This is a genomic window from Nonomuraea sp. NPDC049158 (assembly GCF_040648335.1).
Taxonomy (GTDB): Bacteria; Actinomycetota; Actinomycetes; order Streptosporangiales; family Streptosporangiaceae; genus Nonomuraea.
Genome location: NZ_JBEZDM010000026.1, coordinates 83,939 through 97,355, shown reverse-complemented (window position 1 = coordinate 97,355; position 13,417 = coordinate 83,939). Strand labels below are relative to the sequence as shown.

14 protein-coding genes are annotated in these 13,417 nt (G+C 70.1%); 7 read left to right on the top strand and 7 right to left on the bottom strand.

The genetic code is table 11. The features are described 5' to 3' along the window. Position 1 precedes the first annotated feature (1 nt). A complete protein-coding gene (locus tag AB0B61_RS40210; protein ID WP_358443804.1) occupies positions 2-538 on the bottom strand; it encodes a beta-propeller fold lactonase family protein in 537 nt (178 codons plus the stop codon). Positions 539-889: 351 nt separating this feature from the next. Between AB0B61_RS40210 and AB0B61_RS40205 the strand changes: the two genes are divergently transcribed. The 4 genes from AB0B61_RS40205 to prfH all read left to right on the top strand — a co-directional run bounded on the left by AB0B61_RS40205 (position 890) and on the right by prfH (position 4,587). Continuing rightward, entirely contained in the window at positions 890-1,585 is a 696-nt protein-coding gene (locus AB0B61_RS40205; protein WP_358443801.1) for a hypothetical protein, read from the top strand. Next, the gene (locus AB0B61_RS40200) at positions 1,582-2,451 is read left to right on the top strand and encodes a LysR family transcriptional regulator (protein ID WP_358443798.1); all 870 of its coding nucleotides are present in this window, start codon (positions 1,582-1,584) and stop codon (positions 2,449-2,451) included. The genes AB0B61_RS40205 and AB0B61_RS40200 overlap by 4 nt, the downstream gene beginning before the upstream one ends. 247 nt (positions 2,452-2,698) lie before the next feature. Continuing rightward, a complete protein-coding gene (locus tag AB0B61_RS40195; RefSeq protein WP_358443795.1) occupies positions 2,699-3,895 on the top strand; it encodes an RNA ligase RtcB family protein in 1,197 nt (398 codons plus the stop codon). After that, positions 3,892-4,587, top strand: a complete 696-nt coding sequence (gene prfH, locus AB0B61_RS40190) for a peptide chain release factor H (RefSeq protein WP_358443792.1) — start codon at positions 3,892-3,894, stop codon at positions 4,585-4,587. The genes AB0B61_RS40195 and prfH overlap by 4 nt, the downstream gene beginning before the upstream one ends. A 32-nt stretch (positions 4,588-4,619) precedes the next feature. On the opposite strand, the gene AB0B61_RS40185 is transcribed toward prfH, so the two are convergent. Beyond that, positions 4,620-5,723: an FAD-dependent oxidoreductase gene (locus AB0B61_RS40185; RefSeq protein ID WP_358443789.1), complete on the bottom strand. Its 1,104-nt coding sequence runs from the start codon at positions 5,721-5,723 to the stop codon at positions 4,620-4,622. A 172-nt stretch (positions 5,724-5,895) separates the two neighbouring features. Between AB0B61_RS40185 and AB0B61_RS40180 the strand changes: the two genes are divergently transcribed. Beyond that, complete coding sequence (locus tag AB0B61_RS40180) at positions 5,896-7,506, top strand: thiamine pyrophosphate-dependent enzyme (RefSeq protein WP_358443787.1); 1,611 nt, start codon at positions 5,896-5,898, stop codon at positions 7,504-7,506. A gap of 58 nt (positions 7,507-7,564) precedes the next feature. Here AB0B61_RS40180 and AB0B61_RS40175 read toward each other — a convergent pair whose 3' ends face one another. The 5 genes from AB0B61_RS40175 to AB0B61_RS40155 all read right to left on the bottom strand — a co-directional run bounded on the left by AB0B61_RS40175 (position 7,565) and on the right by AB0B61_RS40155 (position 11,080). Further along, positions 7,565-8,518, bottom strand: a complete 954-nt coding sequence (locus AB0B61_RS40175; RefSeq protein WP_358443784.1) for a hypothetical protein — start codon at positions 8,516-8,518, stop codon at positions 7,565-7,567. Beyond that, positions 8,445-8,837, bottom strand: a complete 393-nt coding sequence (locus tag AB0B61_RS40170) for a hypothetical protein (protein ID WP_358443781.1) — start codon at positions 8,835-8,837, stop codon at positions 8,445-8,447. The genes AB0B61_RS40175 and AB0B61_RS40170 overlap by 74 nt, the downstream gene beginning before the upstream one ends. A 20-nt stretch (positions 8,838-8,857) precedes the next feature. Continuing rightward, a complete protein-coding gene (locus AB0B61_RS40165; RefSeq protein ID WP_358443778.1) occupies positions 8,858-9,814 on the bottom strand; it encodes an AfsR/SARP family transcriptional regulator in 957 nt (318 codons plus the stop codon). Positions 9,815-10,026: 212 nt separating this feature from the next. Further along, complete coding sequence (gene infA, locus AB0B61_RS40160) at positions 10,027-10,251, bottom strand: translation initiation factor IF-1 (protein WP_358443776.1); 225 nt, start codon at positions 10,249-10,251, stop codon at positions 10,027-10,029. A gap of 34 nt (positions 10,252-10,285) precedes the next feature. Beyond that, on the bottom strand, positions 10,286-11,080 hold the full coding sequence (locus AB0B61_RS40155) for a GNAT family N-acetyltransferase (protein ID WP_358443774.1): 795 nt from the start codon (positions 11,078-11,080) through the stop codon (positions 10,286-10,288). 521 nt (positions 11,081-11,601) lie between these two features. Between AB0B61_RS40155 and AB0B61_RS40150 the strand changes: the two genes are divergently transcribed. Both AB0B61_RS40150 and AB0B61_RS40145 read left to right on the top strand, forming a co-directional pair. Beyond that, entirely contained in the window at positions 11,602-12,591 is a 990-nt protein-coding gene (locus AB0B61_RS40150) for an alpha/beta hydrolase fold domain-containing protein (RefSeq protein WP_358443771.1), read from the top strand. Positions 12,592-12,627: 36 nt separating this feature from the next. Beyond that, positions 12,628-13,353: a WYL domain-containing protein gene (locus AB0B61_RS40145; protein WP_358443769.1), complete on the top strand. Its 726-nt coding sequence runs from the start codon at positions 12,628-12,630 to the stop codon at positions 13,351-13,353. Positions 13,354-13,417 lie beyond the last annotated feature (64 nt).

Here is a 13,417-nt window from a genome sequence, read left to right as displayed (position 1 = left end):
TCTACTTCGGGTGGTTCGAGGTGGTGCGGAATACGGCGAACCGGCTGGGCGTGCCGTCGGCTCCGATGCGGTACGCCGAAATTGTCCGGTCGGCGGTATCAGTGACGTACAGAGTGCGGCCGTTGGGCGCGACCGTCGCCCCCCACGGCTCCTTCCCGGTCTCGACGAGCAGCGGATGCGGCTGGAGCGCGCCCCGCACTCCCACTCGGAACACCGCCAGCGTGCTCGAGTCGCTGTTGACGACGTACGCGGTGGCCCCATTCGGGGTGAGGGCTATGCCCCGCGGGGTGCAGCCGGGGCCTGTGCCCTCCAGGGTGCAACCGCCGGTGGACACGGGCGTGCCCAGCGGCGACAGGGTGCCCCCCGGACCGATCGCCAGGGACGAGACATCACCGGAGACCGCGTTGGTGACGTAGAGCACGCCGCCGGAGGGTGGCAACACCGGGTCCGCAGCGGCCGGGGACGGAGCGAGAGCTGGGATGCAAAGCAGTGCGGCGGCCAGGACGGCAGCACGCGCTCTCCTGAATACGGATGACACGAACGTCTCCTTCATCACTCCTTGAACCTGATTTGCCGACACCCTCATAGGCGTTCCACCGGGGTGCCATACCGTTCCATGGGCTCGTTCCGCCGTCCCTACAGAGGTAGCGGCCGACGGTTCGGCGGAACGTGGCGAGAAACGCGCTCGGTGACAACCGGCGCCGGCGGTCTTGCCTCTACCTGGCACAGCGCCTTGCCCGAGCCTGGCCCGCTCGTGGTCGTGCAGTCGGTCCACGACGCGCCCCGTTTCCATATGGACATTGAGACCGACGACGTCATGAGCGTGAGCTCATGACGTCTGCGCGATCAGGTATTGGAGCTCATGCCGCCGTCCCCGCATAGTGGGCGCATGAAGCCTTCCTTGCAGGTCGCGGTCATCGGCGACTACGACAAGACATACACCCCGCACGTGGCTACCGATGATGCGCTGCGCCACGCCGCCGACCACCTCGGGATCCAGATCGAGGTCCGCTGGCTGGCCACCGAGCCGCTCGAAACGGACCTGTCCGCCGTCCGCGCCGCGGACGTGCTGTGGTGCGCTCCAGGGAGCCCGTACCGCAGCCTGCGCGGCGCACTGGCCGCGCTCCGGCACGGCCGCGAGCACGGCATCCCCACCCTGGGGACGTGCGGCGGCAGCCAGCACATCATTCTCGAGTACGCCCGCCACGTGCTCGGGTTCGAGGACGCGCAGCACGCCGAGTACGACCCCTACGCCTCCAGCCTGTTCGTCACCGAGTTGGCCTGCTCGCTCGCCGGCCGGACCATGCCCGTCACGCTCACGCCCGGCTCCCTGGTGGCCGACGTGTACGGGCGCGAGGAGGCCAAGGAGCAGTACTACTGCAACTTCGGCCTCAATCCCGCTTACCAGAGCGCCCTGCACGTGGGCGGACTACGGGTGACGGGCGTGGACGACACCGGCGAGGCCCGGGTGCTGGAGATTTCCGGCCACCCGTACTATCTGGCCACACTGTTCGTGCCGCAGACGAGCTCGTGGCCCGGGCGCCCGCACCCGCTGGTCGTGGGACTGCTGCGCGCGGCGCTATGACGTTCACGCAGCTCAGGATCCTCCAGGCGGTCGCGCGTACCGGCAACATGACCCGCGCGGCCGAGGAGCTGAACACCACGCAGTCTGCGGTCAGCCACGCCGTGCGCGGCCTGGAGAGGGAGCTGGGGCTGGCCCTCCTCACCAGGGGCGGCCACGGGGTGAGCCTGACCGCGGCCGGGCGAGCCGTCTGCCGCCGCGCCGCGCTCATCCTCACCCAGCTCGAAGCCCTGGAGCAGGAGGCGGCCGCGGCGCGCGGGGACGGTCGCGGCAGCCTGCGCGTCGGCGCCATCCCCAGTGCCAACGCCCGCCTGCTGCCGCAGATCCTGCGGACGTTCGGCGAAGCACATCCGCACGTGCGGCTCACCGTGATCGAGGGGTCGGACGGGGAGGTACTCGACTGGCTGCAGACCGGGGCCGCCGACATCGGCACCCTGACGGCCGGGGCCGTCTCCGCCAGCGTGCCCGATCTGGTCATGCGACCGCTGGCCACCGACCAGATGCTGGCCGCCCTACCTAGCGGCCACGACCTGGCCGTACGCCACGGCGTGCCGGTCGCGGACCTGGCCCGGCAGCCGTTCATCATGTCGACGGGCGGATGCGAGCCGCTTATCACGGCGCTCGCGCGGGAAGCAGGCACGAGCCTGCGCTGCCACTATCGAGTCCGCGACACCAACAGCATCCTCGCCATGGTCGCCGAAGGGCTCGGCGTGAGCATCCTGCCCGAGCTCTCCCTACCCGCTCACCACCCTGGCGTTCACACCATCCCTCTCGAACCGCCCTCCGTGCGCACTATCCTGCTGGCCTTCCCGGCCGACCCGCTCCCTGCGGCCACCGCACTCCTCGACCATGCGCTCGAAACGGTCTGAAGCACGCTGGCGCTCTCTACCGCAAGCCCCCAGCGCTTCCACTCCTCAGCGACATCGTCTTCCAAAGGGTGCGTGCAGACACGTGAGCCCGTACGGCCGAAAACCGTTTGCCCCGCTTGGCGGGCTCAGGGGAATGTGGTGTCCATGAGGCTCTGACGGACAGCACCCCACTAATCCGAGATGCCACGGCGCCGGCTCGCGCCGTGATGCCGCCCGCCCATCCCCCTGTTCAGCGAAGAGAGCGTCTTTGTCTCAGCAACACTCCCAGCTGCCGTCCACCCCGGCCACGGGGTCGGCCAGCGTCACCGTGTTCGCCTCCCCCACCAGCTGGATCGAGTCCGATGCCGTCGCGCAATGCCATCAGGTGGCCGCCCTCGACGGCATGACGCACGTCGCCGCCATGCCAGACCTGCACCCCGGCAAGGGCGCCCCCATCGGCGCCGCCATGGCGTCGACCATCTTGTACCCGTTCCTGGTGGGCTCCGACATCGGTTGCGGCATCGCCGTGTTCCCGGTCAAGCTCAAGCGCGCCGTACCCGAGAAGCTCGCCGCCCGGTTCCCCGACCTCGATCGCGCGCTCGATACTGAGCGGGATGCCGACGACCCGGCCTGGGCTGTTCTGAAGGGCGATATTCCGGCCGGTCATGTCGAAGGTCTCGGGACGGTCGGCCGAGGTAACCACTTCGTCGAGCTGGCGCGCATCGGGACCGTCTTCGAGCCGGACCACGCGAGCCGGCTCGGACTCGCCACCGATGACCTGGTTCTCATCGTCCACAGCGGTTCCCGAGGGCTGGGCGAACGGATCCTGCGCGCGCACACCGAGGTCCACGGCGCGGGCCCCGCCCCTGATCCCGATGCCTACCTGGCAATGCATGACGACGCCGTACGCTGGGGATCGCTCAACCGGCGGCTGCTGGCCGCCCGGGTCGCCCATGCCCTGGGGACCGAGCCCACCGAGCCCACCGAGCCGATCATCGATCAGTGCCACAACCTGGTCGAAATCCGCGACGGGATCTACCTGCACCGCAAGGGAGCGGCGCCGGGTGACGGCCGCGACGTGCTCATCGCCGGCACGCGCGGCACCCCTTCCTACCTTGTGGCCGCCCACGCCGGGCCGGACGCCGGCCATTCCGTGGCGCACGGCGCGGGTCGCAAGATGTCCCGTGCCGACGCCCTGCGCCGCGGGCGGGCCAAGCACACGGTCGAAGAACTGCGCCGCACACCGATGGGATCTCTGGTGGTGTGCGGCGACCGCCAGTTGCTCTTCGAGGAGGCGCCGACAGCGTACAAGCGCATCGAGCAAGTGATCGCCGACCTCGTCGAGCACGACCTGGCCACGCCCGTGGCCACCACGATCCCTCTGGTCACCTACAAGACGCCTGACCTCGGGCCGGCGTCCCGGAGGGACCACCGGGACCAGCGCCGCAAGCGGGGGCGGCCGTGAGCGTCCACCCGGCCGTGAGCGTCCACCCGGCCGTGAGCGTCCACCTGCTCCTGTCGGCCGGGCGCGGCCCGCAGGAGTGTGCCTGGGCACTGGCCCGGCTGCTGCACCGCCTGGAAGCCGACGCTGCCCAGCGGAATCTGGAGACTCACCGGGCCCATATCGCTCCCGGTGACCGGCCCGGCACCTACCGATCGGTCCTCATCCGGATCGCGGGAGACGACGCCGAGGCGTTCGCCGCCTCATGGACCGGAACTCTGTGCTGGCAGGCGCCCAGCCCCTACCGGGTCAACACCGGCCGGAAGAACTGGTATGTCATCTCCCAGCCGTGCCAGGTCGACGCCCCGCGCACGACGTTCGCGGAAGGAGACGTCGACATCGTCGCCTGCCGCACCGGCGGCCCCGGCGGTCAACATCGCAACAAGGCCAGCACGGCCGTACGAGCGACCCACCGGCCCACGGGGATCGTCGTCGTGGTCGACACCGAGCGGCAGTTCAGCCTCAATCGCCGGATCGCCATGCGGCTGCTGCGGGAGCGCATAGAGCATGGCGACGAGGCGGCGGAGCGCGCCGTCACCGCCGCCCGGTGGCGTATCCACGATGAGCTCGTACGCGGCGACCCCACCCGCGTCGAACGCCCGGAACCGTCGAAGCAGGACCTGATCCCGCAGGTGCGGACCCGCCGGCGACGGTGAGAGTCCACCCCGGCCACGCCCACCGCTCTGGGTCAGGTGGAGATCGACAACCTCGGATCGACCAGGCGCTCGTTGCGCGGGTGGTGGATGTGGAAGTCCGGCATCGGCACCGCCGGTAGCTGGCCGAACGCCCCAGCCATATACCGCACCAGTCCCCTGCACCTCTCCGGATCGACCACCTCTTCAGAGGTATCCTCGACGGTGCCCCCGATGACGACGTGGTCGTTGCGCGGGAACAGGTACCCGTTCTGGCCGTACAGGTATTCAAGGTCGACCTGCGGCCGCAACATCGCGAGCTGTCCCCTGAGTGAGAGCATTTCGGCGTCGTTCCACAGCTCCTTCGCGCCGAGCCCGGTGCAGTTGATGATCACCTTCTGCGTCAAGGACGTGAGCACGTCCGCGCTGTTGATGAATCTCCGATTCACGAACGTGACGCCGCGCGCCCTCAGGTCGCGTTCCAGCCTGGGTATGAAGATCGGCGGTTCGACGAGCAACGTCCGATACCTGTATCCGGAAGTGTTGTGCCCCTCGAACGGCAGACGCCGCAGGTATTCGCGCTGCGGCAACAGCCCTGGCACGAGGTCGTGCACCACCTCGATACCTGAGGTGGCGTTGACGCTGTAGTTGTCACACTCGGAGACGCCGAAGCCCCTGCCGATGCAGGCCTTGAACATGGTGTAGGCGGTTCTGATGATGTATTGGAGCTCCTGGACCTTCGTGAATTCCTTGGAATACTCCAAGATGGACACGGCCCATTGGCCGCCGGCCTTGTACGACGTGGTGTCGACCGGCTTGCGGTCGGAGTAGATGGTGACGTTGAGGCCGAGGTCGAGCAGCAGCGTGGCGGCGGTCATCCCCATGACGCCGGCGCCGAGCACCGCGATCTCCCTGTCGACCGTCCCGGTCTCGGTCTGGCGCCGGAGCACCATGTCGCGCACCTTGGCGGCACAGCCCCAGCTCAGCGTGATGCCTCCGCCGCCATGGCCATAGTTGTGGACGACGAACTTGTCTCCCAGCGCCTCCTTGTCGAGCCGGTAGGACCCTTTGCGGTAGGGCCTCAGACCTGCGACGCACGCGCCCGGTTGATGAGGATCGAAGGTGAAATCCGGGGTGGGCAGGTTAGGGAGTGTGCTCACACCACGCTCGTCCAGCAGCATTTCCGACCTCCGATGAGTACTGCCCTGTGCGGTATGCCTACCCGCGTGTTCGCTCCACTACTCTGGGTAAGCATCCCAAGCGGCCGGACGATCCGCGCCTGCCCCTATCCGACCGAGCTGCCGTACGGCGGGCGTTTCCAGGAGCGTCATCGTGCCCTTCACCGTTGCCGACTACATCCTCAAGCGGCTCAGCCAGCAGCAGGTCGACACTCTGTTCGGCGTGCCCGCCACGTACTGTGCGCCGCTGTTCGACGCCGTAGGCGCGCACACCATCAAGCCGGTCGTGACCGCCACCGACCTCGAAGCGGGTTACGCGGCCGACGGCTACGCGCGTACGAGGGGGCTCGGCGCCGTCGCGGTGGCCAACGGCGTCGGCATGCTCAGCATGATCAACGCCATCGCCGGCGCGTACGTCGAGCGCAGTCCGGTCGTCGTCCTGAACGGCGGCCCGAACGCCGCCAACCTGGCCAACCTGAAGGACTTCGACGTCCTGTTCTCCCACTCGACCGGCCAGCCGGACGGGGACCTCAACGCCTATCGGCTGGTCACCGCGAGTGCGGCCCGCGCCGAGCGGGCCACCGACGTGCCCGCGCTGGTCGACCACGCGATCTCGACGGCGATCAGGAGGAAGCGGCCCGTCTACATCGAGATCGACCGGACCATCTGGACGGCGCCCTGTGCGCCCCCCGCCGGGACCCTGTCCGTCACCAACCCCGCGGCGGGCACCGAGCAGCGGCTCGCCACCACGATCGTCGGCCTCGTCCGCGCCGCCGCGAAGCCGGTGCTCATGGTGGGCACCGAGATCCAGCGCTACGGGCTGGCCGGCAAGGTGGCCGAGCTGATCGCCAAGCTCGGCGTCTTGTGGGTGACCCAGGTGCCGGCCAAGTCGGTGCTCTCCGAGCAGGAAGACGGCTGGGCCGGGGTCTTCGCCCCGCCGAACTCTCAGCCCGCCGCCGTCCAGGAGGCCGACCTGATCGTGATGCTCGGTTGCGTCTTCCCCAGCAGCTACGCCACGTTCGTCCGCGAGGGCGTCAGCCGCATCGTCATCGCGTACGACGGCAAGGTGAAGATCAAGAACGGGAGCAAGCAGAACGCGGAGATCGCCGCCCTGGTGACCGCGCTCGTGGCCGAGGCGGCCAAGGAGGCGCCGGAGCTCCTGCCCGCGGCCGTTGACCCGGCCCCGCCCGTCGCCTCGGGCCCGCTGACCTATGGCCAGGTGTTCGACCGCGTCGGCGCCGCTCTGGACACCTCATGGCTCGTGATCCCCGACACCTTCCTCGGCGGCGCCTCAGCCGCGAACCTGCCGGTCAAGGGCCGCGACGGGTTCCTGTGCGGCGCTGTGTGGGCCTCCATCGGCCATTCCGTGGCCGCCGCGGTCGGCGCGTCCTTCGGGTCGAGCCGACGCCCCCTGGTCATCTGCGGGGACGGCGGCTTCCACATGACCGCCCAGGCGCTGTCCACGTTCGTGCACTACGGCCGCGACCCCGTCGTCGTGGTCATCGACAACGGCATCTACGGCCTGGAGCAGTACCTCATCGACTCGCACTACTTCAGCGATCCCAGCGTGCCGCCGAAGCCCTACGTCCAGCTCAACCAATGGGACTTCGTCAAGCTGGCCAACGGCCTCGGCCTCCGGTCCACCCACTCCGTCGACACTGCGGCGGAGCTCGACCAGGCGCTCGCCACCGTGAAGACATCCAGGGCCCCGGCGCTGATCGTCGCGAAGGTCGACCCGCGCGGCCTGCCGGCGCAGTTGCTCTGACCCGCGGGGTGGCTCTCAGCCCTCAGTCCCGCGGCGGCCGCATATGCTGCCGGCCCATCTATGAGCGGCTCGTGAGCAGGCTCACCAGGAGGGTGGTCAGTTCCGCCAGGGACAGTTCGCGTCCCCGGGCCGTCAGGCGTTCGTACGCGTCCTGCGGGAGGGCTTCGCGTACGGCGGCGGCCTCGCGGGGGCCATCCCTCGGGTCCATCAGCTCGGGGGAAAAGCCCACCCGGTGGCCGACCGCCTCCACGCCGCCCATCAGCACGGCTGCTTGCTCGGCCTGGCCGGTCAGTACGAGGGCGTGGGCGGCGGTGTGGATGAGCACAAGCCTGGAGGTGACGTCCTGGTGACGGTCGAGCGCGGTCAGGATGCCGGCGGCGATCTCCAGGGCGCCCCCGCCGTCGCCACGATCGCACGCGGTCTTCATGGCGGCCCACGCGGCAGAGCCGGCCGCCCAGTCGTGGCCGCAGGAATCGGCGGCCGCGACGGCTTCGGCCAGGACCGCGGCGGCGGTCGGAAGATCTCCTAGAACGCGGGCGAGCGTGCCCTGAACCATCAGCGCCTCGGCCACCAGCCAGTCCTCGCCGGCCCGCCGGGCGAGTTCGACCGCGCTGCGGGCGAGCGCCGGAGCGTCGACGGGTAGTCCGGCGAGTACGCCGAAGTGCGTCTGGTAGACCCGTGCGGAGGCCTCGACCACCAGGTCACCGGCCTCCCGTGCCTCCTGCTCCGCCAGCACGACGGACTCATACGCCCGCGCCGGATTCCCGGCCAGGTAGCTGAGCCCGCTGACGGCGAGCCGGGCCCTCCCCCGGACCGCCGGCTCGGCGTGCGGCGCCGCGGCGAAAGCCTTCGACATCCAGGACAGGCCTTCGGCGATGTGGCCCATGCGGTACCAGAACCAGTACAGGGCTCCGCCCAATCGCAGCGCGTAGTCGCCATCACCGGCGGCGAGCGCGGAAGCGAAGGCCGCGCGGAACTCCGGCTGCTCCCGGGTCAGCCGGTCCAGCAGCACGGCCGCCTGAGGGCCGTGGAGCCTGCGCTCGGTGGCCGCCGACCAGGACGCCGAAGCGGTTTTCCAAGGCGTCGGCGATCTGGCCGACGGAGAGCATCCGGCATTGCGCGGCGGCCAGTTCGATGGCGAGCGGAATGCCGTCGAGGCCGGCGCAGAGCCCGGGGATCCGGTCGAGGTCGTCCACGTCGGGGGACCATGCGGACAGCGCGGCCGCCCGTTCCCGGAAGAGTTCGGCGCCATCGCCGTCAGGGTCGAGCGGCCGCACCTCGTAGACCGCCTCGCCCTCGACGCCCAGCGCTTCGCGGCTGGTGGACAGCACCCGCAGGCCGCCGCAGCGGCTCAGCAGCGCCGGCCGGTGAGCGTGACCAGCCGGTGCCCGTCCAGCAGGGACGCGATGGCCGTGAGGTCGCCGCCGCGGCCGACGAAGCTGGACAGCGCGAACGGCAGATTGCCCGAGGGCCGCGCCGGAGCCGCGGCCGGAGGGTATGACATGCGGGTGGGCTCGGCCGGCGCCGGGGCCAACCGCGGATCCTGGGCGAGTACGGCCGTCTCCAGGTCGCGCAGGCCGCGTCCCGGATCGATGCCCAGCTCGTCGGCCAGCCTTCCGCGTACCGCTCGAAGGGTGGCGAGCGCGTCGGCCTGCCGTCCTGACCGGTATAGGGCGAGGACGAGCAGCTCCCAGCCGCGCTCCCGCAGCGGTTGCTCGGCGATCACCGCCTCCAGCTCGCCTACGGCGGCGGCGTGCTCCCCCGACGCGATGACGGCCGCGAGCCGGTCCTCGCGGATGGTGGCCCGCAGATCCTCCAGCCGGGTCGCGTCGGGCACCGCGAAGGCGGCTCCGCCGAAGTCGGCATAGGCCGGGCCCCGCCACAGCGCGAGCGCCTGTCCGAGCAGGTCCGCGGCGAGTCTCGGTTCGCCGCCGTCCAACGCGCGCCGGCCACGAGCGGCCAGATCGGTGAAGCGCTCGGCGTCAACCGCGGCGGGTACTGCCCGAAGGGCGTATCCGGGCCCCTCGCGCACCAGCAACCGGGCCGGGGCGCCGGGCGCTCTTTCCGGCTCCAGTGTCCTGCGCAGATCGGCGACGTATCCATGGAGTGTCGTCAGGGAGGGAGGTCGCGAGCCCTCCCACACGTCGGACAGGATCCGCTCCGCCGAGACGCTCCTGCCCCGCGCGATCAGCAGCAGCGCCAGCACGGCCCGCTGGCGAGGTCCGCCAAGCCCTGCCGGGCGACCGCCGACCTCGGCCCGGAGCGGCCCGAGAACGCCGAATCTCACGTCCTCGGCCACCACGCTCACCAGCAGACCTCCCGCCGCACCAAACGCGCTGTGAGAATATCTTCCGCATCCTGAAGCGCGGCAAAACTCGCGTTTCGGGCGACTCGCTCGTGCTCGTTCCATCGATCCTCCGAGCACGCGATGCGACACGGGGGTCGGCGTTCCAGGGCGTCTTCCGCCTTCGCGCCGGCGGTATCGGCTACGAGATACCGCCGGCGCGTCCCGCCTCGCCGCTAGGTCCGGTAGCGGTAGAGGATCCGGCCGCGGGTCAGGTCGTACGGGCTGAGCTCCACGAGCACGCGGTCATACGGCAAGATCTTGATGTAGTTCTTCCGTATCTTCCCGCTGATGTGGGCCAGCACCTTGTGCCCGTTCTCCAGCTCCACCCTGAAGGTGGCGTTGCGCAGGCACTCGACCACAGTGCCCTCGATTTCGATACCGCCTGCTTTTCTTGGCATGTTCCAGCGTCTCTCCGATCGTTGGCTGGGGGGTTCAGCGGAGCACCAGCTCCAGGTTGCTGCTCGCACGCCGGGCGCCGACGCCCTCGATCAGCGCCATGGCCGCCCGGTTGGACTCGTTCACCTCCGCCGAGGCCGCTTCGACCCCGCCGCGGTGCAGCGCTCCCAGCACCTCGGCGAGCAGCGCCCGGGCGATGCCGCGGCGGCGCTGGTCGCGCCGGACCGCGATCAGCCCGATCCGTGGCCTCCTGGTCACCGCGGCCAGCCGGACCAGTCCCACGTACTCATCGGAGCACGCCGCCACCGCGTACCTCGACGGGTCCACGACGGTGACGCCGTCCGGGCGGGGCAGCACCTCGGCCGGCATCTCCTGCCATCCGACGGTGGCCTCGACCTCGTCGCGGATCACGCGGTCCAGCGTGCGCAGAGGACCCTCCTCCGCCTCGCCGACGCCCACGATCGTCACGCCAGGGGGCGGCGCCGGGTCGAGTCCCGTGACGCGCGGGTCGGTGGGCACGAGGTACTCCCACTCGCGGCGTCGCGTCGTGAAGCCGGCCTGCTCCCAGTGGGAGGTCAGGTCGACGTGGTCCTCGTCCACCACCGTGTACAGCGGCTTCGGCAGGTCCGCCAGCATGGCCTCGGCGAGCTGGTCGAAGACGGCTCCGTGCCACGCGTCGATGCTGATGAAGAGCCGCCCGTCGGGCCTGCGGGAAGTGTCGCCGTGGCCGACCACCCGGTCGTCCTCCAGAGCGTGCCACTGCCTCTCCGCGACCTGCGCGATCAGTACGGCACGCTCTCCCCCGCCCGGGGTGAAATGCACATCATCCATAGGTTGTCGCCTTTCGGGATTGCCTTGGTCAAGGCGCTCCCGGTGACACCTACGTCAACCGCCCGACCGTGACGACGAGGTGGAGCACCCACATCGATACAGCGTTCATGGGTCTCACCTCCTCGTACGAAGTCACGGCCTGCGGAAGCTATCAAAGCGGTTGTCATCCCGTCCAACCATTTATCGCGCACCTCTACGCCGGCGAGGCTGCCCCGCGTACCGAACCTTTGGTGTGGCGTGAGGACGACTGGTCAAGGCAGTGGTGCGCGAGGTCCGCGTGTGCGTCCACCGGCACGCCCGCCCGCCGCGGCCCCTGGAGTTCCGCCCGATCGGCAGGAACGGCTACGTCAGCATGTGGGCGCGCTCATGAGCGTCTGCCTTGTCGTGGCCCGCGAGGCTTCTGACCTCACCGTCGAAAGAACGACTTGGTAGAAGAATCTTCTTCCGCGTATCCACTGTGAGAGACGTCACGCGTAGACCGTGACATAAGGGTGTCGCGGCGTAGCGGCACGGTTGGCTGCATGAACGTACCCACCACTCATCTGCTCGGCCTGGATCCCGATGAGTTGGCTGAGACCCGTGCCGTCAATGACCGCATGGAGAGCCTGCTCGACGGCCAGGTGCCGCTGCATGTCCAGGACGACCCCTTGGCGGCTCGTGAGTTTCAGCGCGCGGGCGGAGGCGGGTTCCCCACCCTCGCGACGGTTCCCGAGGCGAGTTGGCGGACCGTGACCACCTCCGACGGCGGCCGGCTCCGGCTCCGAGCTTTTCTCCCTCCGGACGGGCGTGCGCCGGAGGGCGTGTTCCTGCACTTCCACGGCGGCGGCGGGGTGATCGGCTCGGCGGACGGGCAGGATCCGCGCCTTCGCGATGTGGCCGCCAACTGCGGTGTGGCGGTGCTCAGCGTCGAGTACCGGCTGGCCCCGGAACACCCTTACCCCGCGGGCAACGACGACGCCGAGCAGGCGGCGCTCTGGCTGGTGGCGAACGCCGCCGCCGAGTTCGGCACGCGACGGCTGCTCATCGGCGGCGAGTCGGGCGGCGCGCGGCTGGCCGTCACCACCCTTCTGCGACTGCGTGACCGGCATGGCGTGGCACCCGCCGAGGCGTTCCTGGCCGCGCAGCTCTCCTTCGGCGGCTACGACGTGGGTCACGGCACACCCAGCGGCCGCGCGTCGGGCGATCGAAACCGGCTGATCAACAGGCCGATCCAGGAATGGTTCTGGAGCAAGCAGTTTCCGGGACTGTCGCCCGACAAACGACTCGATCCTGACATCTCGCCCCTCTATGGCGACCTGCGTGGTCTGCCGCTGGCGCGGTTCACGGTAGGAACAGCCGATCCCCTGCTCGACGACACGCTGTTCATGGCGGCCCGCTGGGCGGCGGCCGGCAACGCGGCCGAACTGGTGGTGGCGGAGGAGGGCTGGCACGGGTTCACCTTGCATCCCACGACGCTGGCCCAGCGCGAGTTGGCGGCCCAGGAGGAGTTCCTACGCAGATGTCTGGCCTAACCTGGTACGCGTCCGTGCCCGTGACCCGATGACGCGATGAACCGTACCGAACGCCTCTATGCCCTGGTAGACGAGCTGCGCGCGACCGCGCCCCGGCCGCGCACCGTGGGCTGGCTGGCGGACCGGTTCGGGGTGTCGCGGCGTACCATCCAGCGCGATCTACAGGCGCTGATGGAGGCCAGGGTGCCGGTACGTGCGGAGGCCGGACCGCGCGGGGGCTGGTTCATCGACCGCGACACCGCTCTGCCGCCGATCAACCTCACCGCCGCGGAGGCACTGGCGGTGGCCGCGGCGCTGGCCGGGGCCGAGCAGACGACGCCGTTCTCGGCCGCGGGGCCGGCCGCCATGCGCAAACTGGCGGCCGCCCTGAGCGAGTCCGCCGTGGAGGAAGTGCGCGCCCTGACCGAACGCATCCATGTGCTGCCCGCCCGCACCGCCTCCGGCGTACTCCCGGTGGTTGAGCAGGCGGTGGCCCGCCGGCGGGTTGTCTGGATCCGATACGCCGACTCGGCGGGGCGGGAAAGCGAGCGCGAGGTGGAGCCGGGCGGCCTGCTCACCGCCTCGGGCTCGTGGTATCTGATCGGCTGGTGCCGCAGCCGCCGAGCAGGGCGGGGCTTCCGCCTCGACCGCATCCTCGCCGCCGAACTGCGGGACGAGCCCTGCCCAGCCCGTACGGTGACATCCTTGGACCACACGCTGGCCGAACGCGTCCGCCGGGCCGAAACGCTACGGACCCTCAGCCGGGGTACGACGCCCTCGTGATCCAAGCCGTCGCCCCATGGCATTTCCTTTGGCGCTCGCCCGCCCGAAGACGACGGTGATGTTT